This window comes from Chitinophaga varians, assembly GCF_014529945.1.
Classification (GTDB): Bacteria; Bacteroidota; Bacteroidia; order Chitinophagales; family Chitinophagaceae; genus Chitinophaga; species Chitinophaga varians.
In genome coordinates, this window is record NZ_JACVFB010000007.1 from 130,979 (window position 1) to 155,051 (window position 24,073).

Here is a 24,073-nt window from a genome sequence, read left to right on the forward strand (position 1 = left end):
AAAAAAATAGTACATTTGTACTAATGGTAGACACAAAAGAGAAAATACGGAAAGCGGCCCTCAAATTGTTCAACGAACAGGGCATTGATGCCATCACCATACGGCATATCGCTAAAGAACTGGACATCAGTCACGGCAACCTCCAGTACCACTATAAAAACACCAACGATATCATCCTCGTGCTTTTCAATGAGCTCAACGAGGGCTTCTCCCGCTTTTTTACCCACCGGGAGAACAGCGGACAGGTAACACTGGAAGACTTCCGCCATTGGGTGGAAATACTGATTGAACACATCTGGCAATACCGCTTCATCTTCCTCCACTTCGTGGAAGTGACCCGCCGCGTACCGGAAATCAAAACCCTCTACAACAGCTGGGACAAAGCCCGCGAAGAACAATTTCTCCTCCTGTTCAACACGCTCATCAGAGAAGGCATCTTCCGCGATGACATCCCTCCCTATATCTGGAAAAATCTCATCACCCAACAATATATCATGGCCGACTTTGCCCTGTCGCACAACGAAATAAAAATGCAGCTCAAAGGCAAAAAAGCAGTCCAGTACTACGGTCAGGTGCTGTTCAACCAGTTCTATCCCTACCTCACGGCTAAAGGAAGACAACAGGCTGACAAACATCAGGGCATAAACTGACCCCTGTCATTTTTCAGGTGCGCGTTTCATCGCATTTTTGCATTGTAAACGCAGGGAAACATACCCATCGCGGATTGTTTATCACCAGAAAAAACAGGAGGACACTATGGAACAAGCACTCATCGATCTAAGCCGGTACACCGGTACACCGGCCGTCACCATCCTGGTGTCTACTCACCGCACCTTCCCTGACAACAAACAAGACAGCATCCACCTCAAAAACCTCATCACGCAGGTGGAAAAAGAACTATATGAACAGTTCGATAAACGGATCGTTTGGCCCGTGCTCGATAAAATAAAAGAAACGGAGAAGTCTATCAATCACGACTATAACCTGGATACGCTGGTCATCTTTGCCAGCGCGGATTTCCTACAGGTAAAACGCCTGCCCATCGCCACTACCGACCGGTACGTGATCGGCGACCGCTTCGAAATCCGCCCCCTGCTCAAAGCCATCCAGCAAAGTGAGCACTATTATATCCTCACCGTTTCCCGCCAGAAAATACGGCTGCTGGAAGCGTTCAACGATAAAATAGTCCATGAGGTGACCAATGAAGACTTCCCCTATCTCAACGGATATTATACCACCGATCCCATGCGCCAGCAACAGGACCTTATCATCGACAATCTCCTGAAAGAATTTTTTAACACGGCGGATAAACGATTTAAAAAATATTATGAAGAAAATCCGCTGCCGGTGATTTTGCTGGGAGAGGAAAGAAACCTGGTATTTTATCAGGAAATAATGGACATCAAAGGACTGGTAGTGGGCACCCATCACGGTAGCTTCGACGACACCTCCGACCCGGAAATCGCGAAAGTGACGTTCCCGGTCATCCAACAATACATTGCCGGCAAACAGGACACAGCCCTCCTGGCTATCAACACCGCACAGTCTGCGCAACGCCTCCTGGTAGACCTGAACGATATCTACACCGCCGCGGAAAACGGTCAGGCAGATACGCTCTATATTGAGCAGACCTATCTCCCCTCCGGCCACATCGACAAAGGCATCATCAGCCTGGGTAACGGCAACGGCTCTACGGACGTAACGCTGCCGGTCATCGACTCCGTGTTGAATAAAGGCGGGAACGTAGTGTTCCTCAACGAAAACTCCCTGGACACCTATCAGGGCATTGCTTTGGTTACAAGATTTTAATCATACGACAACGACAACAACAGGAAAAGCCGCACTGGTCTTCACCAGCGCGGCTTATTATTTAGGGTGTTCTGATATTTTATTATTGGGTTATTAAAGCCAGTCTGGCATAAATCTCCATCATACCCGCCTGTCCGAGCAACTCCTTCTCCGGCCGCTTTCCCAGCATATTGTTACCGGCGTCCCGGTCCTCCTCCCATACTTTATCGGCATAGGTCTGCATGGCAGCTACATACCGTTTGTCCTTGTCTTCCCGGTATAGGGCCAGATAGCCGCGCAACAGCACGGCATTGAACCAATAGGAAGAATGAAACCGGCCATCACGATAGAACCGCTGCAGCGTACCGGCAGCTATCTGCTGCGCTTCTTTGAGATACTGCGGCTGCCGCGTAATACGATATAATTTCACATTCGCTTCCAGCATAGTACCACTGTTATAGGTATACGTAGCGGAGTCGATGCGGTTGTGCTCCAGCGGCTTGAGGGCATCCCAGAACACACCGTTGGCATTCCGCAAATGTTTGTTTGTCCAGTGATAGAGCAGCAAGGCCGTGTCCAGATAGGGTTGCTGATGCGTGGCTTCATACAACTGCAAAGCGAGCAGTATGCCCGGACCATTGGAACAGGTGTTTTTAGTGGTCTTGTCACCTTCCTTCCAGTACAGCCCTCCCCCGCTCACGGTATCAAAGCCGGTCATCATGAAACGGTAAATCTCCGCGCCTTTCTCGAGATAAGCGCGCTGTTGGGTGCGGGCAAAAGCATCGAGGTAAGCGATGCCGATCCACTGGTTATCGTCGTAGTAGCGGTCTTCCCGTCGTTCCTTTACCACATACGACGCATACCCGGGCGCAGGCGGTATCGGATCGTAATACTGATCAATGGCTTTCACCACCGGCTGCAGATATCGCTTTCCGGGATACAGCGCCTCCATTTCATTCGCCGCTTGTACCAGCGCACAGAGCCCCCACAGATCGGCATGCGGGTTATGGTTTTTGGCCGGATCGCTGGTCTGGATATAAAGGCCGGTGCGCGGTTCGTACAGATGTTTGTCGACCGCCGCCTGTAGCAGGCCGGCACGTTGCGCATTGCGCTGGGCAAAGGTGGTGGCGGTAATGAGTATATACGCCACCGTTAGCCATACTGAACGGTACATAAGCATTATTTTGTTCGCAGCAGCCGCTGGCAGCTACACCCGTAGCTGTTTTTTAACGTGGAATGACAACAACTGCCTGTAGTTGCAGAACAAAATAACCATTAGGATCTACAAATGCAACAGCGCTTTTACCTGCTGCACCTGCGGAGTGGTGACGCGCGTTTTATCATAGGCCAGATAAATGGTCTGACTAGCCGATTCGGCGTCTGGCCAGAGCTGTTTCAGCTCTTTTCTGCGCAGGTGCTCTTTCACCAGGTAGTCTGGTACGATGGTGACACCCTCGCCGGTGACCAGCGCTTTCAGGATAGCGTCGTAGTCCGGTATCACAAAGCGGGGCCTTATCTGTGGGCGTTTATAGAAATTCTCCTGCCAGAAGCGGCGTACCGGAGCAATGTCGCTGCTGTAGGTATACCAGGTTTGGTCGTACAGCCATGCTTCTGCTGCTGCCTTATCATTTTTCCGGACCGCCTTCCGGAGAACAGTATCATCCAGTCCCACATTACTTACCAAAACAAACCGCTCTTCCAGCACCGGGTCATACATGATGTTTTTCTCGTGACCGCAGGTAGTCGTCAGCGTAAAATACATATCCTTCCTGATCACCTTCTCCAGCAAAGCTTTTGAGTCGCCAAATTCGAAGATGAAGTTGGCATCCGACTGACCGATACGCGGCGCTATCACGGCCTGGAAAAATTCTTTCGGGGCGCCCAGGCAGGTGAGCGGCACCTCCCAGGCGTAGGTATTGCGGAAGTCCAGCTCTACTTTCTCCAGTTTCTCTACCGCATCAATGACTTCCGTATACAGTAGCTTGCCGTAATCAGTGGGCACCATACGGCGCGGCTGTCTTTCAAACAAAGGATGACAGATATAAGCTTCCAGTGCAGCCAGATGCTGACTTACGTTGGGCTGCGATATCAGTAACTCCTGCGCAGCGCCCGTAAGTGTGCCCGTCTGATAAATAGCCTTAAAAGTGCGAAACCATTCAAAATTCACCATATCCCAAATGTATAAATCATTTTATAGATTGATATAATTTATCCTATTTTATTTATACGTCAAACGGCCCCATCTTTGCCATATCAAATACAAAAAATAACACACAACCATCATGAAAAGTATATTTACTGTCATCGCCGTCGTGGCCATGACCCTTACAACCTATGCCCAGTCCGGACTGGACGCACAACGGACCTCCCGCATTGACGACGTAATCAATCGCCATATAGCAGCCGGACATATTCCCGGCGCCACCGCCCTCATTATCCGCCACGGACAGGTGGTATATAACAAGGCTTTCGGCTACGCCGATGTGGCCTCCCGTAAAACCATGCAGACAGACAACATCTTCCGCATCGCTTCCCAAACTAAAGCCATTACCAGCCTGGGTGTCATGATACTCTGGGAAGAAGGTAAATTCCAACTGGATGATCCGGTATCCAAATTCATCCCCGCCTTCCAAAACCCACGGGTAAAGGTTTCTTTTAATCCGAAAGACAGCAGCTATACCACGCGACCGGCTACACGGGAAATCACCGTACGTGACCTGCTCCGCCACACCTCCGGCATCGCCTACGCCGCCGTGTTCAGCGATCCGCAGATGCAGGCCATCTACGCCAAAGCAGGAGTGCCCAGCGGCATCGGCACCATGGCTTCTGACCTGAAAACAAAAATCCCCCTGCTGGCGCAACAGCCGCTGATGCATGACCCGGGACAAGCCTTTACTTACGGCCTCAACACCGACATATTGGGCTATCTCATAGAAATATGGAGCGGCCAACGACTGGACGTATTCCTGCAACAACGGGTATTTACACCACTGGACATGCAAGACACCTACTTCCATCTGCCGGCGGACAAACAAAAGAAATTAGTGACGCTGTACGAAGATGTTAACGGGAAAATGCAACTGGTCAACCATCCCATCTATGAAGGACTGGACCCGCTGTTCCCCAACCGGCAGGGCACTTACCTCTCCGGCGGCGCAGGACTGGTGTCTACCACCGCCGACTATGGCAAATTCCTGACACTCCTGCTGCAGAAAGGAAAGTACATCGACAAAAACAACAACACCAGCAAAACACTTATCAGTCCCGCTACGGTAGCCCTCATGCTGACCAACCAGCTGGAAGAAGGCGTACGTCCTTCTCCCCTGCCTGCTCAGCCGGAATCGTTCCGCTTCGGGCTCGGTTTTTCCCTCGAGACAAAAGCCAACGACCACCTGATGCCCTACAGCATCGGCACCTTCAGCTGGGCCGGCGCTTTTAACACCCACTACTGGGCCGATCCAAAACAAGACCTGGTCGGACTCATATTCACCCAGGAGTATTTATCGCCTTACTGGAGCATTGGCGACGAGTTTAAAGTGGCCGTGTACCAGGCGCTGGAAGATTAGAACGTATTTTTAAAATAATGGGGGACCGATACGATATCGGTCCCCCATTATTTTGCCCCAGGGCTAAAACCCTGGGAACCTGGGATCCCCCCATATTTTTTCCATATCTTTGCAGCCGTTATGTTACAGTTTTTATCATACAACAAAATGCAACACCGCATGCTTTCTGCTCCTGTAGCGGAAATAGGCACTGCTATCTCCTGCTGCTGCTTCTGTGAAAAGCTGTACTTCATTTCCAATTTCAAAGACTTCCATACACAAGCCCCGGGCTGTTGATCTAACGGCCGTATACCCGGGGAACCCATACTTATAGCGTTATTTTTTATTTGTTTCATTTCCGGTTGGAAGTGAAGCGCTTCTTTTTTTACATCCAATCGTGATGCATCATGTATATTGACATTTGCAAAAAAGAGATCAGGCAGGTAAACAAGACAGCTATTTTACAGCAGACCGCTTACTGGTCGGAGGTGAAAAGCCGCCAGGGCTGGGAAACCTGCGCGTTTGATTTTAAAGTGCGGCGACAGGAACTGTTTGCCGGCGCTGTGGGACAAGACTATATCGAGAGTGACGTGCTGGTGATCCTGCGGCAGATCAGCGATGAACATTATATCGCGTATGTGCCCTACGGTCCGGAGATAGAGCCTGACACCGACTGTCAGGGCGTATTCCTGGAGGAGCTGTCGGAATGCCTGCGGCCTCTCCTGCCGGAGCAGTGTATTATGATACGTTACGATCTGGCGTGGCAGTCGCACTGGTCCGGCGAAGACCGGTATCTCGATGAAAACGGCTGCTGGCTGGGCCCTCCGGGCAAACAAATGCAGGAGTTGCGATTCAACTACAGCACCCGCGGCCAGAACCTGAAAAAATCCAATACCGACATCCTGCCTTCCAATACCATTTTTATGGACCTGAAGAAAGACGATCAGCAGTTGCTCGACCGGATGAAAACCAAGACCCGCTACAACATCCAGCTGGCCGGTCGTAGAGGGGTACAGGTAAAAGCTGCCGGACTGGAGAACATCGACACCTGGTATCACCTCTACGCACAAACGTGCGCACGCAACGGCATTGTACAGGAAGATATCGGTTACTTCAGGACCATCCTCACTGCCCGGGCCAATAACAGCACCTCTCCTGCCGACGTGGAGATGTTGCTGGCGGAAGTTGATGGTATGCCGCTGGCCGCGATGTTCCTCGTAGTGGCGGGCCACCGCGGCACTTACCTCTATGGCGCCTCCTCCGATACACACCGGAATTACATGGGTACCTATATGCTGCAATGGGAAGCCATGCAGCGGGCTAAACGTAAAGGCTGTACGGAGTATGACTTCTTCGGCGTGTCTCCCACACCCGATCCGCAACATCCGCTATATGGCCTCTTCAAGTTCAAAAACGGCTTCGGCGGAGAGCTGTTCCATCGCATGGGCTGCTGGGACTATCCCCTGCTGGAAGCCCCTTATGCCGCGTACACTGCCGCGGAGCTATACAGCAAGGGATACCACCGGGGATAAATTACGAATCACAAATTACGAATGACGAATCAGGGGTTTATTATAGGGAGATCACTAAGATTACCTGCTTAAAATAAGTTCTCCATTCGTAATTCGTCATTCATAATTCGTAATTGATTACTTTTGCCTTCATTCGTTATAAATATAATTTATTTTAAATATAACCGGAAAATGATGAAGAAGCCGACTTTCTGGGGAGAGAACCTGAGGATATTACGCATGCGGAAAAAGCTTTCACAGCAGCATCTGGCCGATCTGCTGGGTATCAACAGAAACAAAATTACAGCGCAGGAAAGTGGTAAAACACGGAACCCACGACTGGAAGATCTGGTATTGATCTCTGACTTTTTCCGGGTAGATCTGGACACGTTTATCAAAAATGATCTGCAACAGGCTACAGAAGAACAGCTGCTGGAGCTGGAAGCCGGTAACACGGTGGATTTAACGGGCAGGCATATACGCATTCTGCCGATCACGGTAGATCAGGACAACGAAGAAAATATGGAGTATGTGCCGGCACGCGCCAGGGCGGGCTATCGCAGCGGCCATGCCGATCCGGAGTTTATCGCCGGCCTGCCGAAGTTCTCCCTGCCGGAACTGCCACGCGGTAAAACCATCCGTATGTTCCCTATCTCCGGCGATTCCATGCATCCCATCCCCGATGGCAGCCATATCATCGCCCAGTATCTGGAAGATTGGTCGCACCTGAAAGATAATACCGCCTGCGTGCTGGTGCTGAAGGGCGGAGAAGAAGATATCATCTTCAAACTGGTGACCAGCCGCGTCAAACAAAAAGGCACGCTGTTGCTGCGCTCTCTCAACGAAGCATATACAGACTTCGAAGTGCCCATCAATGAAGTGGCTGAAATCTGGACATTTATCGGCTATCTGAGCAAACAGCTGCCGGAAGTGACAGCCATGCAATAAGGATATAGATGATTTCCCGGGGTCACGCCCCGGGGGCCGCCCTATCGGGCAGCAGCATTACAATTGCAGCGGACATTTTTTTCCCCCAAAGAGCTGGCTGTCCGGTGAACAGCAGGCGAAGACATTTTTTTGTTCGTATAGCACAGGCTTTTGCCGCCCCCTCTTACGATTACTTTTCTTTCCCATGTAGTAGGCCACCCATCTGATCAGCAGCCCGCAAAGATATAAAAATAAAGAGGCTGCCCTGTGTGCAGGACAACCCCTTGTTCTAGCAACCGCAACAATTGCTTAGTTATAGTTTACTGTAACCGGGAACGGAATATTGGTAGTGTACAGACCATGAGGTTGGTTAGGGCCAACAAACAGGGTAGCACCTACGTTCAGTGCCTGGGAGCCACCAGTCAAAACACCACCAGTGATCACTGCAGGTGAGCTGGTAAAGTTAGTAGCCAGCATGAATGCGCCCGGAAGTGTAGTATGGTTCAATACTACAGGGATGAGCGGCAGTGTGATGGCGTAAGTGAAATTGTTTTCACCGGTCACGGAAAAGATCGCGGGGGTAACGGTACCAGTGGTAGACAGTGTAGACACACCACCTGTAGTGGTACGAACACCAGCAGGGCTGATTTTCAGGGTACCTGGAATGGGAGATGAAGCCAGAACACCGAAGTTCAGGTCGAGGGTTTTCGCAATGGCAATGGGAGTAATGACAGTAGCAGATGCATTGGCTGTTGCGGTAGCGGATGTCTGGGCAACTGCTTTGCCAGCGAAGATAACTGAAACGATAGCCAGTAATGATAACACCTTTTTCATAAAATTTGGGTTTTAAAAAATGAATAATAAATAAGTGATTAATAAAAAAGTTTGGGGTTAATTCAACACAACTATTTGGGTGGGTTAGAGGATAGATTCGAAATAAGTTTAAACATCAGCCCGTCCACTACATCGCCATCGGGATTTCGTTTAATGGTAACGGTTATTTCAGCGGGTTGGGCTGTCATATGCAGGCGCTGCAGCTGCGCCAGGTCCAGGCTTAGGGTATAGGTACCGGGACGAAGGCCAAGGTAGCTGAAATAACCGTCGGGTTCCGTAAGTACGGAGGCAACTGTGCGACAGTCGGTATCCAGTATATTTATCCGGATACGGGACATGCCTTGTTTTTGGGTATTCCTGACCATACCGGCTACTTCACCGGAAACGGTCACCGGTATTTCTACCGGTTTAAACTGATTGGGCAGTGCGGTAACCCCGATGGCGGTATGTTTCAGCTGCCAGGCAACGGAGCCAAGGCCATCAGGGTTCAAACGTATCAGGTATTTTCGGTAAGGTTCCAGGTTAAAGACACGGTAAAGGGTATCCTGTTTGTCGAATACAGACAAGCCACCGTTTACCTGTATAGAAAGTCCGTCCAGTTTGGGTTCACCGGCATCTCTTTTACCATTGCCATTGATGTCAAGGAAAGCCAGTACCGTCAGTTGTGCGCGTCCCACACTACCTACATTGCTGGTCATCAGGTAGTGGCTTTCCCGGTCATAGAGCAGGCTGCCGCCTGCTGAAGCATTGATCGATGAATTACGGCCTGCTATCATAGTGCTCATTCCCACTTTCGCAAATCTGAAATCATAACGCAGGGTGATACCACCGATAAACTGCTCGTTGATAAAATCTCTTTCAAAAGATAATCTTACGTAGGTGCGTTCCCTGATGTTGCGCTCCAGCTCCACGCGGGCGTTGGAAAACTGGTGGCTGTCATAGGAATACTGTACCCGGGGCATGACAAACATATTGGAGAAGAGCCGGTACGTTTGGGTTAAGGTGCTGTACGCCACTGCCGGCGCATCTTCCCGGAAATTACAGAACGTGGTCAGGTTAGTGTTCACACGGCCTATGGTACCGGAAGTGATCCACTCCACGGTGGTGTATTTCACCAAAGGGACAGCAGGCGTCGATGGAATTTTTTCTATCACGGGCGTCTGTTCTGCCGGCGGCATGGTGATCTGATCTACTGTCAACCGGGAGAAAAGGGAAAAATTGGGTTTTCGTATAGGCAGCATAACAGACAACTTGCGTTCTTCCTGATAGTTGTATTTCACCGCCTGCTGACCAGGTTTGTAACGCAGGTACTGTGCTTCAACTTCCATTTCACAGGGCAGATGCCAGAACAGGGAGGCCTTGCTTCTTACCGCATAGGCATATTCACCGCTGAAGATCAGGTTGTCGGTCAACCGCCAGGCGGCATGCACAAAGGGAATGGGTTTTCCGCCGGCAATGGATGAAAGGTATTCCGTACCAGCACCTACGGTGATACGTTTGGTGATACCATAATGAACAGTGCCCATGGCGTAACGGCTGCTTTGTCCGTCGAGCAGGATGCCGCCGGTAACGGTGTACTCCGTTTCACCGGCAGGCAGGAAATTAAAAGGCACCATAATTTCCCGCTGTTCGGTGCGCACCTCCCCAAAGGGGCCATAGAAACGAAGGGTAACAGTCGTGTTGCCATAAATGATGGGCACATTAAAGGCAAAAAAACCGGAAGCATCTGCCTGCTGATAGTCGATCAGCTCATGATTAATATACAGCTCTACTTTCCAGCCAGGCGTAGTGATGTCGGTCAACCGGTAGGTACCGAAGGCAGTCCTGTTGAGCGTGGATGCATTGGTGAACTGCACGCCGGCCAACGGATACAATACAGAGGCGATCGCCATACTATTGATCTTGCCTACGGTAACCTGCCGTAACAATGGATGGTCATTGTTCACATAATGCCACATGAATTGTTGGTTGCGTATGTCAAGGTTTCCATCGATATAATTCATTTGCAGGTTGGTTTCGCCACCGGCCATTTGTCCACCGAGCGACAGGTTGAGGGTGGTGCTGGAAGCCTGCTGCTGCCGGGTGGTCATTACTGACCAGTCGGCCGCATTGATGCTGAAAGCAGTGGCTTTTCTGCGGATAACGGTATCTGCTTTCTCCTCTCCTTTTAACCGGTTAATATTATCACGAAGTTTTTGTTGTTTCATTTCACGGACCACCGGCAGCTCACGTTTAGTCGTCATCGCTACATACAGATCGCGGAAGCGGAATACACAGTTCACCCCGAACACATCGGCCCAGCTGGCGGAGCGGAGATAGAATCCCGCAGGCGTGCAGAGAAGTTTTTGAGCGTCCATGGTGAATGTTTTTTTATTGTAGGTAATGGTACGTGTTGCTTTGTCGATGATAAATTTGTCGTCCGGGCTGATGATAAATCCTGACAGGGTATCAGCCTGGGGTGACAGTATATTTTTTACTTGCAGGAAATCGAACAGGTCACTCACTGACAGGTAAACGTCCTGGTTACGGATAATGGCGGATATCTCAGCGTTCCCCAATTCCTGCATCCCCACGGTCACTACCAGTTCTTCATCTGAGCCGGGGCTTTGTGCATAACAGCTGCCCGATGTTCCGGTGATGGCGCACGCGATGCAGAGCGCGCCGAACAGAACGGGCATGAGCATATCGTGAAGGTTTTTCATGGGTCATGGTTTCACATAGATGGCGGGGGTTACTCGCCTGCTAAAAAAGTGATGAAGACCTGTCCGTTATAATTTCCTGAAGCTGTTTGTCCGGGTTTATTGATTGTTAACGTCCCGCCGATATGAATGCTGGTCCTGGGTGTTTTGGTAATGAAAGGCATCACCGGGTCCGAACCTTTGATGCGCAGTGACAGGGTGTTGCCGTTACTACCTTTCAGCAGGGAGTTGGTTTCCAGGATAGCGATCCTGCTGCCAACAGGTGCCATCAGTTCTATCACCGCCGGTGAGGGCATGGTTCCTTTGCCAATGGTGATCACATCTCCGGTGGTGGTAGTGGCGCCATCTGCATTCACGGAGATGGTGCCACCGCTTTGACCGGTACTGAAGGAGCCAAAACTAAGTTGCTGAACGATGGTGGGCGTTACCTGTGCTGCCGCGGGCAAACAATGCAGTAAACATAAGATGCCCGTCACAGCCCACCCTGCAGGGTGCTGTACAAAATGCATACACATGATCGGGTAAATGCTAAGGGGTTAAACAATCATCTGTTTATCTCAGCGCAGAACTATTTCCTGTTTAGCCAGGGTGACTGGTTTACCGGAAGCCGTTTCGTAGTTGACTTCCAGCCGGCCCTGATGATAATTAAGCCTGGCCGTGTTGTCGAGATCTATCCTGACTTTCCTTTTGGACAGCGGCGTATACACCGCCACTCCTTTTACCGCCGCGGCACGCGTTCGCTGGCCTGACGGCGAGATATAGTCGATCGTCAGATCGCCGTAGGCCGACATATTGCCGCTGCGGTTCAGCGCAAACATCACCTGTGGTTGTTTGGGGTCCTTAAAATCCATGTCCATGTCGGAAATAACGACCAGGGTAGAATCGGGGCCCACACGGATGATGACGGGGATGGTGACACCGAATACGGGGACCAGTTTGACTTCCACGTTACTGGTGTCTTTGGGTCGCATCAGTGGTGTTTCACCGGCAGGTAAGGGAGCAGGAACAGACCTGAAATACACATGAGATCTGTACTCGCCGGGAGGCAGGCTACCAGTATTGATGACCTGTAGCTTCACGGCTTGTGACTCTTTGGGTGCAATGGAAACGGTACGGGGAAAAATACGGAGGTTAGCGCTTGCGAAGCTTTGTCCGGAATCCGGTTGTTCGATGTTTTCGAAAGAACCGTCTTCTTTCATCCTGATCTGAACGAAAGATACCTGATAGGTAGCCGTGTCCGCGCCGGTATTGGCGAGGCCAAGGTCCTGCGTTCTTTTGGAACCATCAAATACCACTCGTTTTGGGTAAATCATCAGGTTTCCCTGCGCATGCACAATGACCGTGTGCAGTAACAAAAAGGAAAGGGAGAATGCGGTGGCAAAGACTATCTCATATCTCTGCTGCACGCGCAGGGTTAGCCGCTTCATAAGCATGGTTGCATACATCTTTCAAAAATTTTTGGGTTGCCAGGGTAGGGATACCAAAGGCCTGCACCCAGGTGAAGTACAGGACCATTTGGTTTTAGCCGGAATTGCCGATCAGTTACTTTTTGCGGTTACCCGTCACCTGTTGCATCAACAATTTCAGCGTTTATGATACTTCGTTCCCAGAAAGCGGAAGTCCTGCGAGTACCACCAGGAGCTGGCGTCACAACACCAGCTGTCCCGGAAGGTGCAGTGCTGCCAAAGCCTATGTTACCATTGGTCCGCGAACACCATACAGGAGCCGCCACTATTGCGGAAGCATCAGCTGTAACCGTTGTTACCGGTGCCTGCGCGAAGACCTTACAGGCCCACGAGACCGCGACAGGCAAGGTCACGGAGAGGATCTTCTCTTTCATAAGAAGTCAGATTTAAAACAATAAGCAAATCTTAAAGAACGGAAATTAAGCAGAGTGCGGCCAGGGATAAGCGCAACACTTCCTTACACACGAAGCAATACATACATAACAATCACATGCACTCGATACATCTGTTTTCCCAACAGGCACCAACGGATAATACTGATAACAGTAACCGCAGCGAAGGGATATTTTTCTGTAAAACCTATGGAATTGATGTTTCAGGATATAGCCAATCTCAGTATAAGTATAAGTATTCAGGGGTAGTACAACGTTATTCAACTATTTTGGGACAACTTTGGGACAACTAGAAAAACAGACTGTTTGGATAAGTGAAGCGAAGATAAATAAGATTCTGATTTCACCAAATTTTTTTAGAAAAAAATTTGAAAGATTAACAAATAACCTCATCAAACAAGCCTAAAACACAATACCACAAAGGATTACAAGCCAACAAATAAAATAAACCTATAATTAGTTTTCCTGACTATTATATAAAATGTCACTTTTTATATCCCAATCGGTTTATCTATTTTTTCACGTATACTCGTTTCCGTTACACCGGCACAACGGGCTATCACTTCCATCACCTGCGCTTCCGTTATAGCCGTATCAGTGTATTGCAACGTGGCCTCCAACAATGTTCTCCACGTAGCGAAAGGCTCCGGAAACTCCTTGCCGTTATATTCGATGCCCAGCTCGTCCTCTATCGCAAATAACAGTTCCACAAAACCGGCATACCAGCTATTCTCCGCCTGTATCCTCCGCATCCGCTCCACCTCTTCCGGCGGGTTCACTTTAACAAACCCACATTGCCGGCAATGAACTTCCGGCTGACACAAGTCCCATGCCTTATAATATTCTTTGGCGCCACATTGCGCACAGATATGTAACCACGGTCCCATCTCCTGTTTTTAGTTTCCGCAAAGGTAAACTAAAAATAGCAGGCTGTCAGCTCCACACAAAAATGACAGCTATCGATGCCTGCATGTTGTTTATACTAATCAACCACCTGCTTTTCGTATACCCGTCCCTGTTCGCATTTATCTTATTTATATTTTTTTGAGGGGCGATTTTTCGATTTCGGAAGATGCCCAAATTATCTCCCAAAAAATATTTTGTAAGTATTTACTTACATTTACTATATTTGTAAGCAAATACTTACATAATGGAGAAACGAAGGGATATTTATCAGGCCATAGCAGACCCCACCCGGCGGGAAATCATCTCGCTGATAGCCCGTCAGTCGATGAACCTGAACGCGATAGCGGACAACTTCGAGGCCAGCAGACCGGCTATCTCCCAGCATATTAAAGTGCTGACGGAATGCGGGCTGGTCATTATCCGCCAACAGGGCCGGGAACGCTATTGTGAACTGAAAATAGACAAACTGAAAGAAGTAACTTCATGGGTGGAAGAATGCAACAAATACTGGAACGCGGCCATCGACTCCATGGAGGATTATTTACAGCAACTACAAACTAAAAATAAAAAACATGGCAAACAGCAATAATCAGGACACGTTCATCTCCCGTATCATCAACGCGCCACAGGAACTGGTTTTTGACGCATGGACCCAGGAAGAACATCTTCAACATTGGTATGCCCCCAAAGGCTGCGTTGTTCAATTCGCCCAGGTCGATATCCGCCCCGGCGGCGGCTTCCTCTCCTGCATCCGCAATCCGGACGGCCCTTACAAGAACTGCTGGTGCAAAACCACTTTCCTGGAAATCACGAGGCCCGAAAAAATCGTCTGCACACTGCAGGTGGCAGACGCCAACGGAAACCCCATCACTTCCCGGGAAGCCGGCATGGACCCCGACTGGCCGGATGCGACCATCCTGACCGTCACCTTCACGCCGGAGGGCAACAAAACCCTGTTCACTTTACATCAGACAGTCAACATGGCATTGGCTAAAAAAACCGGCGCCTACCCCAGCTGGGAACAGATGCTCGACATCCTCGAGGCACACCTCCAACCGGCAGGCATCCGCTGATCTCCCCACACAAAAACAGATATATGTTTACCAGTATTTTTCTGACCATGGCCCTCCACGGCGCCATATCCGGAACCACCATTCCTTTGCCCCAGACCACCGTACAAACGGATACTACCAGCGCCTACGCTACGGTCAACGGCATCAAAATGTATTATGAAATCCATGGCAGCGGCAGCCCGCTGGTATTAATCCACGGCGGCGGCTCCACTATCCGCACCACTTTCGGGCAGGTGCTACATGATTTTGCGCAACATCATCAGGTGATAGCTGTAGAACTGCAAGGCCACGGGCACACGGAAGCACGCCCCGGTCCTACTACCTTCGAACAAGACGCCGATGATGTGGCGGCCCTGCTAAAAACATTGCACGTTCAACAGGCGGACATCCTCGGCTTTAGCAACGGCGGCTGTACAGCGCTACAGATCGGCGTTCGCCATCCTGAACTAGTACGCCGCATTGTAGCCATTTCCTCCTTCTACAAAAGAGAAGGCCTGCCTCCCATGTTCTGGGACATGATGAAAAAAGCCCACCTCAGCGATATGCCGCAACCTTTTAAAGACGCATTCCTCGCTGTCCACAACGACCCTAAAGCATTGCAGACCATGTTCAACCAGGACAATGGCCGGATGCTGGCCTTTAAAGACTGGCCCGATGATATGATCCGCTCCATCAAAGTACCCACACTGATACTGATCAGCGATCAGGATGCCATCACGCCGGAACATGCCACCGCCATGTACCGACTGCTGCCTAAAGGCCGCCTCTCCATATTGCCAGGTCAACACGGAGAATTCCTGGGCGATGTGCTGACGGCCAAACACCACAGCCACACGCCACAAATGGCGGTAGCCATGATAGACGACTTCCTGAACGAATAATAAAAAAGCCGGGTGATGAACCCGGCTCTTTTCTCTCTTTGCTATTCCAGCATCTTCTTCAGCCCTGCCTCATAATTGGCTATCTCCGCGGAGAGGCTTTCTACCAGCGGCTTCCGGCCAGCCTTATCGCCCTCCAGAATAATGCTCCAGCGCACTACTGACACATCGTCCTTGTCCGGCATCGATTCTACCAGCGCCGTCACAACTGCTTTGCTGATGCCTGCCGGCAAAGGACCCTGCACATTAAACACAAAGAACTTGTATTGGTCATGTATCTGTTCAATTTCATCGGTACGTTTGCGGCCATCGCTGAAAGTCAGGTCACGGTACTTTGTATCGTTCACGGTCCGTACATTCACTTCCCGCACCATACCATTGGAATATTCTTTCACCTGTGGCAGGTCACGGATCACGCGCCATATTTTCACCGTCGAACTTTTGATTTGTGTTTCGTGGGTGTAGTCAGGGATGATTTTTTTAGCCGCCTGCATCTGGGCCATGGACACGCCGCTCCAGCAGATACACAACAATAATAACAATCGCTTCATAACGCTTCTTTACAGTTTTGTTTAAACACTATTTACCAAAAATTTCTTCCAGTTTCTTCGTCAGTTCTTCACCGCGCAAGTCCTTCGCCACAATTTTCCCCTCCTTGTCGATCAGGAAATTGCTGGGCACCGCGCGGATATTGTATTCTTTTGCCACTTCGTTTTTCCAGCCTTTCAGGTCAGACACATGCTCCCAGGTAAGGCCGTCATCTTTAATGGCTTTCACCCAGGCGTCTTTTTTATCGTCCAGTGATACAGCCAGTATCTCCAGTCCTTTGCTGTGATACTTTTCGTAGTTGTCCAGTACATTAGGATTTTCCTGCCGGCAGGGACCACACCAGCTGGCCCAGAAATCGAGCAGTACGTATTTGCCCCTGTAATCCTTCAACTGTACCGCTTTACCGCTCACATTGTGCTGCGTGAAGTTCATCGCCGTAACACCGATATCGGTTTTACGGGCGATCTCTTCCGCCTTCACCAGGTCCGCCTGTTTTCGTTTAGCCTCTTCGAGATAGGGATACTTTTTTACCAGCTTAGCCAGCTCCGTATTGATCAGTTCCTTGTCTCTCCGCGGATGCAGATAATCCAGCGCATACAACAGTACCGGTGTGTTGGGATACATTTTGATGAGCAGCTTTATGCGCTCGCCCATATCTTCACCCAGCCAGGTGTATTGGTCCTGCATTACCCGCACCAACGCCGTGTCTTTGGCCAGGGATGCCTGATATTGCAGGCCGCCGTTCTCGATCATTTGCTGGTAGTTGCGGTACGTAATAAAATTCACCTGATTGATCAGGTTATTCTCTTCGCTGCCGTGGATGTACACATACGGTGGGTTTTTGATTTTCATCGCAGCGGTATCTTCTCCTCTGAAATCGATCTGAAGATTGTCTTTATTGGCCCAGATGGTGAGCCTGTCTTCTTCAAATTCGTTCAGGATATAGAACTGTGGCCGGGTAGCATCTATCTTGATGCTATAGGAGCCATCCGGCTTCAGATGGATGGTATCGATAGTGACGCGATCATCGCCATCCTGTTTTTGTACCCGGAAGGGAAATTTCTCCTGTTGTTCTTTTGACGGGGGAAACTTGATTTTTCCGCTCACGGTGATGTACTTTTTTGTCTGCGCTGCCGCCGGCAGCGCCATGGCAGCGGCGAGCAGGGCCAACAACCAGGAACGTTGATTTTTTTGCATGTGGATGGTTTATGATTTACTATTGCATAGGTACCATGGGTATGGCCTTTGTGACTTTTCCATCTGCTTTAGGCTGTTCTGGTGCTTTTTTCGCAGCGCCGCCAAAAAGAGCCCCCAGTTTTTTTTCGATGTTACCGTTGCCGGTATCATCAAAACCGATTTCTTTCATCAGGATTTTTCCTTCGGGAGAAATCAGGTAGGTAGTGGGCACACCGGTGATCGCAAAGCCGCTGCCAGCAATGTTGATATTGTCCAGGGATTGCAGCCAGGGATTGTTCTCCTCTCCCACGGCTTTTAACCAGTCAGCTTTGCTTTTATCGATAGAAATACTGTAGATGACAAAGTTTTGATCTTTGTATTGCTGGTATACCTCCCGCATATGCGGGAAGGACTTACGGCAGGGCGCACACCAGCTCGCCCAGAAGTCGATGAGCACATATTTGCCTTTCAGGCTGCTGAAAGAGATGGCATTTCCCTGCGGGTCGGGCAGACTAAAATCTTTCACCTGCCTGCCAATAGCGGCGTTACGGATACCGCTGGTAAACTGATGAAATTCTTTCGCCGGTGTGGAAGCTTTCATGTCTTTGGACAGCATAGCGTATAGCCGGTCCTGTTGCTCCACCGTAGCGATCTCGCGGGCATCGCTCAAACTGAATACTGTAGCGTAGGAATTGGGATGTTCTTTCACCAGTTTCTCCAGTAACGGCAGCAGATGCTGTTTTTGCAGTGCCTCCTGTCTTTTTTGGAAAGCTTCATACTGCGGGTCGTTTTCCTGCAGCCATGGTTTACCAAATTCCTTTTGCAGCGTAGCGCTGATCGTTTTCCAGGCAGCAGATTTATCTCTGCTATAGGCCTGATACAGTTCCGGCGCCTCTGAACCTTTTACTGTGGAGGCGTTCATGCCTTTGCTGATGTCGCTGGTGACGGTATAGGTGGTGGGTTTGTCCATCAATACGCCATAAGGCACGTACATCTGGCGTTCCGCCTGTATATATTCCGGATACAACATCATGAACACCGGCCCGTCGAAAGGTATTTTAAAGGTGTAATGCCCGTTTTCAATAACTGCGGAGTCTCTGTAGGTACGGGTATAGATATACATTTTGTTGTGTCCTTTCAGGTCTCCCGAGATGTCGCCCTGTAGGGTGATGTTTTTCCCTGATTGTGCCAGGCAGCTGAGCGCGAGGCAAGCTCCTGAAAGGGTGGTGATGATTTTCTTCATGGTTTATCGTTTATACTTTTACGTTATTGTGCATAGCCCGGATTCTGTACGATCAGGCCACCGGTGATGTCAATTTCCCGTTGTGGAATGGGCATACAATAGCGGTTGGCCGGCAGCTGCGGATTAGGCTGTTGCCCATTACGGATCGCATCAAACCGCGCGAAGCCTTCGAAAGCCAGTTCCCGCCTGCGTTCCAGCAGAATACGATCTACCAGCTGTTGTTTGGAGGTAAAATCGGCCACGCTGTATACTTTAGGTACGGGATTTTTCGTGTAGGCGCGGGCGTATACCCTGTTGAGCAGGTCTATGGAAGCGGCGTTCACACCGGTAGTTTGTGCCATCGCTTCCGCCGCCGTCAGCATCACTTCCGGCAGCCGGACCATATTCACGTTGTCCATAATTTTAGGATCGGTGAACTTGCGCATGATGTTAGTGGCGGTAAACATATCTGTGAGGCGCTCGTCCTGTGCTTCATAGATAGCCAGGAATTCCGGCAGTGGCTGATAGAAGCCATAGGAGTAATAGATTTCATGTTTACCATAGCTGGTGCTATTCCAGCTTTCCGGGAAGGCAAATAAAATCTCACTGCTGAGCGGATATTTACCGTTGCCTTGTGAATTGTCGGGCCACAGCGCCACGAAGGAAGGTTGCAGGCTGTAAAGCGGTTTGGCCAGCACCATATTGGCGTAGGTGGCCGCTTTGGCAAAGTCCTGTTTGTACAGGCAGGCCCTTGCCGCCACCGCTGCGGCGGCTCCTTTGGTAGCGCGACTGGCCTGCGCCACGGGATCTGTCCTCGTTTCGGGTAGTGCGGCCATGGCTTCATCCAGGTCTTTTAATATCTGCGTATATACCTCCTCGTTCGTATTTCTGGCTTTGTTCTGGGAACCATCGTATCCGTCGAAAGCTTGCAGCATCAGCGGAATCCCCATATTGCCCGGCTTTGCCTGTAAGGCGCCGTCGCCGTACATCCGCAATAACATCAGGTGCCCGAAGGCACGGATAAACTTCGCTTCCGCCATAAACTGCTGTTGCGTAGCGACGTCAAAGGCGGCATATTTGGGCAGCTGCGTGATGATCACGTTCGCCTGGTTGATAGTGGCGTAATAGTTGGACCATAACGCGTCGTAGTTACCGTCCCTTGGGTCTACCGCGCCTTTCACCAATGCCTGGTCGAAGCTGCTCACCACATTGCCGGTCACATCTCCAAAGATAAAAGCGTTACCACCGCACGCTTCCATCAATTGCAGGTAGGTGTCGGCCAGAAAACTTTCGGTGGTCTGTTTGTTTTTCAGCAGGTCTGCCTCCACCATGGTACCTTCCGGCTTCAGGTCCAGCTGCCGGCTGCAAGCTCCCAGCGACAGCAGCAGCACCGCATATATATAACAGGAATATCTTTTCATAATCTCATTTTAAAAAGATGCTTTAATACCTACCCGCCAAGTGCGCGGCGACGGCATGGTGAGCTCATCAAATCCCATGTTCAGCGCAGAAGAGCCATAGGCGCTCACCTCAGGGTCAAGACCGGAATAGTTGGTCAGGACCAGCAGGTTGTTACCTTCCACGAATACACGCAACGACTTCACCGACCGGCTGTTTTTCAGCAGGCGGGTACAATTGTACGTGAGCGACACACTTCTCAGTTTGATGAACGACGCATCTTCCAGGAAGCGGGAATTCTGGCGGCTGAGCGTATAGTCGTAGGAGCTGCCGAAACCGGCGGCAGCTGCGTTCGACTTATTGATCAGCGCGGGAATGTCTGTCTGCTGTCCCGGATACTGCCAGTAGTGCAGGATCTCCGGAGAGAGGTTATACACGTTATTGGCGGTAGCCGAACTTCCCAGGTAACTGAACTGTGCGGCCCTGGCGCCATTGATGATTTTATTGCCGGCAGAGAAAGACAGGAAGCAGTTCAGCTCCAGATCTTTATAGGTAAACGTATTGCCGAGGCCACCAAATACCACCGGCATGGCATCGCCCATGTATTCGCGGTGTACGTATGGCGCATTGGGATACTGTTGCTGAATAGGAGTTTCAGCGCTTTTGCCGGTATTATCGGTCCAAAGCGGCTGACCATTGTCCGGATTAACACCGCCCCACTTGTAGAGATAAAAAGCTGTGGCGGAATGCCCTACCCGCCAGAACCTGTTGCCCTCAATTTCATTCTGATTAGCCAGCTGGTCTTCGCTGATTTTATGCAGGCGGATGATTTTATTTCTGTTACCGGAGATATTAAAGTTGGTGGTCCAGCTGAAATTTTTCCGCACCATATTCTGACTTGTCACACTGAACTCTATACCATTATTACTGAGGTCTGCCAGGTTCTGTTTTTGCATGGAGAAGCCCATGAAATAAGGCAGTACGGAGCTGAGGATAGCGTTGGATGTTTGTCGCCTGTAGTAATCCAGCGTAGCGCTTACGCGGCCTTTCAGCAGGCTCAGGTCCATGCCCACGTTCCAGGTGGTGGTACGTTCCCATTGCAGGTTAGGGTTGGCCGGTTGTTTGACGCCGATGGCCGATACATTGCCATAGGAAGCACCGTATACGTCTACCACATATTGGCCCTGATTACCGTAGTAGCCGTTGCCGCCGTCACTACCGGTGAAGCCTACACTACCACGTATTTTCAGTTGTTCAATGAGTTTGCTGCCTTTCAGAAAAGTTTCTTCGCTCGGTATCCAGCCTACGGCAAAGGAAGGGAACCCTACATAGCGGTGATTGGCAGAGAAACGGGAGGAGCCGTCCATACGATAAGTGACACCTACCAGGTAGCGGTGGAGGTATTCATAATTGAGCCTGCCAAGGAAGGACACCTGTGCCCATTGTTGTTGCAGCGAATTGACCACACGTTTGTTTTTGGCGGTGGAGATGCTCAGCATATCGTTGTTGAGGAAACCGTCGCCCGCCACGGAATTCACGCTTTCCACGGATTTTTCGAAGCTCTGGCCCAGCATGGCACTGATAGCATGTCCGCCCTCAAAGGCTTTGTTGATATCGAGGCGGTTGTTGGTCACCCATTTGCGTAGCTGCTGTTGTGACTCGGTGGCGTTGCCTCCCGGCATCTGCGGCCGATCGATGTTACGGCTATACGCGCGGGAGTTGATCCAGTCTACCCCGAAATCGGAATGCAGGCTAAGCCAGGAGCGTAGTTTCAGGTCCGCGAACACATTGCCGAGCATGCGGCTGTCAGTGGAATAGTTTTTAGTAGCCGTAGCCTGCGCCACCGGATTGGACACGGCTTCCGGCCCCGTAGGGTTGTTGCCGTAGCGCCAGTTGAAATTGCCGGTGCTGTCATAGATACCGATGTTGGGCGCTTTCTGGATAGCGTTGCGGTATACTTCCTGCGCGTTGAGCGAGTTGTTGTTAGCCTGGTTCATAGACATGCTCACGCCCACTTTCAGGGATTTAGTCATCTGGTTGTCGAAGTTCACACGGCCCTGATAGCGGGTGAAATCGTTATTCACGATGTAAGACTGTTGTTGGTCGTATCCCAGGCTGACATAGTAATTGCTCTTCTCTGTGCCGCCGCTGAGAGACACATTGGCATCGCTGCCAACGGCATTACGGACTACTTCATCCAGCCAGTTGGTGTTAACCCCTTTGGGGAACTTATAATTGAGCGGACGGTAAAAAGGGTTGGTAGCGCGGCCGATGGAGTCTTTCACGGCAAAGAGCCTGTTATAAAAATCGGCGTACTGATCGCCGGTCAATACAGACGGCAATTTACGGGGAGAAGCGATCGAAGCGCCCAGCTGCACATCTACCCTTGCACTACCGCGTTTTCCTTTTTTGGTGGTGATGAGGATCACGCCGCCGGAGCCGCGCGAGCCGTAGATAGCAGTGGAATAGGCATCTTTCAGCACTTCGATGGATTCAATATCATCGGGGTTGAGGGTCGCCAGCGGGTTTTTCTCGAAGGTGGTCGGCTGGCGGTATTCGTTCACCACCTGATTACCACCGTAGGAAAAGCTCTGGGTGGTGCCTTTATCATAATCCACCGTGTTGAGGTTGGGATCAATGCCGTAGATAGGCACCCCGTCGATGACGATCAACGGCGTGTTGCCGTTAGCGTTAAGGGTGCTGATACCGCGGATGGTGATATTGCTGGCAGCGCCGGGCACACCGCTGGAGGGCGCGATGAACACGCCGGGTAGTTTGCCCACCATCGCTTCATCCACTGAAAGCGGCATCTGGCCGGGCATTTCGCTGGCTTTGAAGCTGGTGACCGATCCGAGCAAGCTACGGCGTTCCTGCACACCGTAGCCGATGACTACGGCCTCGGTTAAACGGGAAGGTTTCACCACCAGCGCTACCGGCACCGCTGCCACGGCAGCTGGCGCGACTTTCACAGCGGGGACTACTTCTTCCTGATAACCGATAAAAGAATACAGAAGGGAATAATTGCCGGGAGGTAGCAACAGTTCGTATTCTCCTTCCGGGTTGGAGACGGCATAAAATTTAGCGCCGGCCACACGCACCGTTACGCCCGGAACGGGGTTGTTGGTAGTGGCATCCGTAATACGACCGCGGATTTTACCAGGCGTGGCCGGTGTAGTAGCCATAGCAAATGTAACTGGCTGTTTAACGATCAGGTAAACGCCGTTTTTGGCCTGCCAGGCGTAGGCTGTTTTCCGGAGCAGGGCCGTTAATACTTTGTCCAATGGCTCGTTGACGAAGTGTTGTTTATCGATCCGGTATTGGGACAGTTCCTGGCTATCGTAGCCGAAAGACAGGTGGTAGCTGCGTTCCAGTTTTTTGAGACAGGATGCAAGCGTTTCATTTTCAAAAGCAGCGGTAACACTGACCGGCTGCGCAGACTGACTATATACCTGTGAAGAAAGGAGGCTGATATTTCCCAGTGAGAACACTGTGAACGCGATGCTCCATCTCACTAAGCGTCGTATATACGTTAGCGAAAGCGATTTTTGCATATCTTTGGTTGATTTTAGTGTTTTACTAAATGCATACAAAACATTGTATGATTCAAACCGTGTCTGCTGCAACAGACGCGGTTTTTTTGTATACATATGGTCATAGCGGTGCCAGGGATGCTTTTTCTGCTGTCATCCCGGTGTTGATAGGTGGTGCA

Annotated in this window: 20 protein-coding genes; 8 read left to right on the top strand and 12 right to left on the bottom strand. The window is 50.5% G+C overall.

What is annotated here, in order from left to right; genetic code table 11:
- The first annotated feature begins 23 nt into the window (after positions 1-23).
- Positions 24-650 (top strand): TetR/AcrR family transcriptional regulator, encoded by a 627-nt coding sequence (locus ICL55_RS29330; RefSeq protein WP_188104404.1) that lies wholly within the window; start codon positions 24-26, stop codon positions 648-650.
- A 106-nt stretch (positions 651-756) separates the two neighbouring features.
- Positions 757-1,809: an AOC03_06830 family ribosome hibernation factor gene (locus ICL55_RS29335; protein ID WP_188104406.1), complete on the top strand. Its 1,053-nt coding sequence runs from the start codon at positions 757-759 to the stop codon at positions 1,807-1,809.
- 82 nt (positions 1,810-1,891) lie between these two features.
- Here the strand turns inward: ICL55_RS29335 and ICL55_RS29340 are convergent, their stop codons facing one another.
- Both ICL55_RS29340 and ICL55_RS29345 read right to left on the bottom strand, forming a co-directional pair.
- Positions 1,892-2,962: a glycoside hydrolase family 76 protein gene (locus tag ICL55_RS29340; protein WP_188104408.1), complete on the bottom strand. Its 1,071-nt coding sequence runs from the start codon at positions 2,960-2,962 to the stop codon at positions 1,892-1,894.
- 108 nt (positions 2,963-3,070) lie between these two features.
- On the bottom strand, positions 3,071-3,958 hold the full coding sequence (locus ICL55_RS29345; RefSeq protein WP_188104411.1) for a LysR family transcriptional regulator: 888 nt from the start codon (positions 3,956-3,958) through the stop codon (positions 3,071-3,073).
- A gap of 112 nt (positions 3,959-4,070) precedes the next feature.
- Here ICL55_RS29345 and ICL55_RS29350 point away from each other — a divergent pair, with 112 nt between their 5' ends.
- The 3 genes from ICL55_RS29350 to ICL55_RS29360 all read left to right on the top strand — a co-directional run bounded on the left by ICL55_RS29350 (position 4,071) and on the right by ICL55_RS29360 (position 7,792).
- Complete coding sequence (locus tag ICL55_RS29350) at positions 4,071-5,354, top strand: serine hydrolase domain-containing protein (RefSeq protein ID WP_188104414.1); 1,284 nt, start codon at positions 4,071-4,073, stop codon at positions 5,352-5,354.
- A 386-nt stretch (positions 5,355-5,740) separates the two neighbouring features.
- Positions 5,741-6,865: a lipid II:glycine glycyltransferase FemX gene (locus tag ICL55_RS29355; protein WP_188104416.1), complete on the top strand. Its 1,125-nt coding sequence runs from the start codon at positions 5,741-5,743 to the stop codon at positions 6,863-6,865.
- Between the two features lie 171 nt (positions 6,866-7,036).
- Positions 7,037-7,792 (top strand): XRE family transcriptional regulator, encoded by a 756-nt coding sequence (locus tag ICL55_RS29360; protein ID WP_188104419.1) that lies wholly within the window; start codon positions 7,037-7,039, stop codon positions 7,790-7,792.
- 288 nt (positions 7,793-8,080) lie between these two features.
- On the opposite strand, the gene ICL55_RS29365 is transcribed toward ICL55_RS29360, so the two are convergent.
- From ICL55_RS29365 to ICL55_RS29385, 5 genes are all read right to left on the bottom strand, one after another.
- Positions 8,081-8,605 (bottom strand): DUF4402 domain-containing protein, encoded by a 525-nt coding sequence (locus ICL55_RS29365; protein ID WP_188104421.1) that lies wholly within the window; start codon positions 8,603-8,605, stop codon positions 8,081-8,083.
- A gap of 71 nt (positions 8,606-8,676) precedes the next feature.
- Entirely contained in the window at positions 8,677-11,307 is a 2,631-nt protein-coding gene (locus ICL55_RS29370) for a carboxypeptidase-like regulatory domain-containing protein (protein WP_188104423.1), read from the bottom strand.
- A gap of 29 nt (positions 11,308-11,336) precedes the next feature.
- Positions 11,337-11,813 (bottom strand): DUF4402 domain-containing protein, encoded by a 477-nt coding sequence (locus tag ICL55_RS29375; protein ID WP_188104425.1) that lies wholly within the window; start codon positions 11,811-11,813, stop codon positions 11,337-11,339.
- Positions 11,814-11,861: 48 nt separating this feature from the next.
- Positions 11,862-12,731 carry a fimbrial biogenesis chaperone gene (locus tag ICL55_RS29380; protein ID WP_188104428.1) on the bottom strand — a complete coding sequence of 290 codons (870 nt, stop codon included), beginning with the start codon at positions 12,729-12,731 and terminating at the stop codon, positions 11,862-11,864.
- A 922-nt stretch (positions 12,732-13,653) separates the two neighbouring features.
- Positions 13,654-14,049, bottom strand: coding sequence for a hypothetical protein (locus tag ICL55_RS29385; protein WP_188104429.1), 396 nt, complete (start codon positions 14,047-14,049; stop codon positions 13,654-13,656).
- Between the two features lie 263 nt (positions 14,050-14,312).
- On the opposite strand from ICL55_RS29385, the gene ICL55_RS29390 reads away from it, so the two are divergent.
- From ICL55_RS29390 to ICL55_RS29400, 3 genes are read left to right on the top strand one after another with little or no spacing between them, the layout of a single operon-like run.
- Positions 14,313-14,657: an ArsR/SmtB family transcription factor gene (locus ICL55_RS29390; RefSeq protein ID WP_188104431.1), complete on the top strand. Its 345-nt coding sequence runs from the start codon at positions 14,313-14,315 to the stop codon at positions 14,655-14,657.
- Positions 14,641-15,141 carry an SRPBCC family protein gene (locus ICL55_RS29395; RefSeq protein ID WP_188104433.1) on the top strand — a complete coding sequence of 167 codons (501 nt, stop codon included), beginning with the start codon at positions 14,641-14,643 and terminating at the stop codon, positions 15,139-15,141. Before ICL55_RS29390 ends, ICL55_RS29395 begins: the two co-directional genes overlap by 17 nt.
- A 23-nt stretch (positions 15,142-15,164) precedes the next feature.
- Entirely contained in the window at positions 15,165-16,022 is an 858-nt protein-coding gene (locus tag ICL55_RS29400) for an alpha/beta fold hydrolase (protein WP_188104435.1), read from the top strand.
- Positions 16,023-16,063: 41 nt separating this feature from the next.
- Here ICL55_RS29400 and ICL55_RS29405 read toward each other — a convergent pair whose 3' ends face one another.
- The 5 genes from ICL55_RS29405 to ICL55_RS29425 are packed head-to-tail and all read right to left on the bottom strand — an operon-like array spanning position 16,064 to position 23,915.
- Complete coding sequence (locus ICL55_RS29405) at positions 16,064-16,570, bottom strand: hypothetical protein (protein ID WP_188104437.1); 507 nt, start codon at positions 16,568-16,570, stop codon at positions 16,064-16,066.
- Positions 16,571-16,598: 28 nt separating this feature from the next.
- Positions 16,599-17,765, bottom strand: coding sequence for a peroxiredoxin family protein (locus ICL55_RS29410; protein WP_246496700.1), 1,167 nt, complete (start codon positions 17,763-17,765; stop codon positions 16,599-16,601).
- A 19-nt stretch (positions 17,766-17,784) separates the two neighbouring features.
- Entirely contained in the window at positions 17,785-18,987 is a 1,203-nt protein-coding gene (locus tag ICL55_RS29415) for a TlpA disulfide reductase family protein (protein ID WP_188104439.1), read from the bottom strand.
- Positions 18,988-19,010: 23 nt separating this feature from the next.
- The gene (locus ICL55_RS29420) at positions 19,011-20,387 is read right to left on the bottom strand and encodes a RagB/SusD family nutrient uptake outer membrane protein (RefSeq protein WP_188104440.1); all 1,377 of its coding nucleotides are present in this window, start codon (positions 20,385-20,387) and stop codon (positions 19,011-19,013) included.
- Between the two features lie 9 nt (positions 20,388-20,396).
- Positions 20,397-23,915 (bottom strand): SusC/RagA family TonB-linked outer membrane protein, encoded by a 3,519-nt coding sequence (locus tag ICL55_RS29425; RefSeq protein WP_188104442.1) that lies wholly within the window; start codon positions 23,913-23,915, stop codon positions 20,397-20,399.
- Positions 23,916-24,073: the final 158 nt, after the last annotated feature.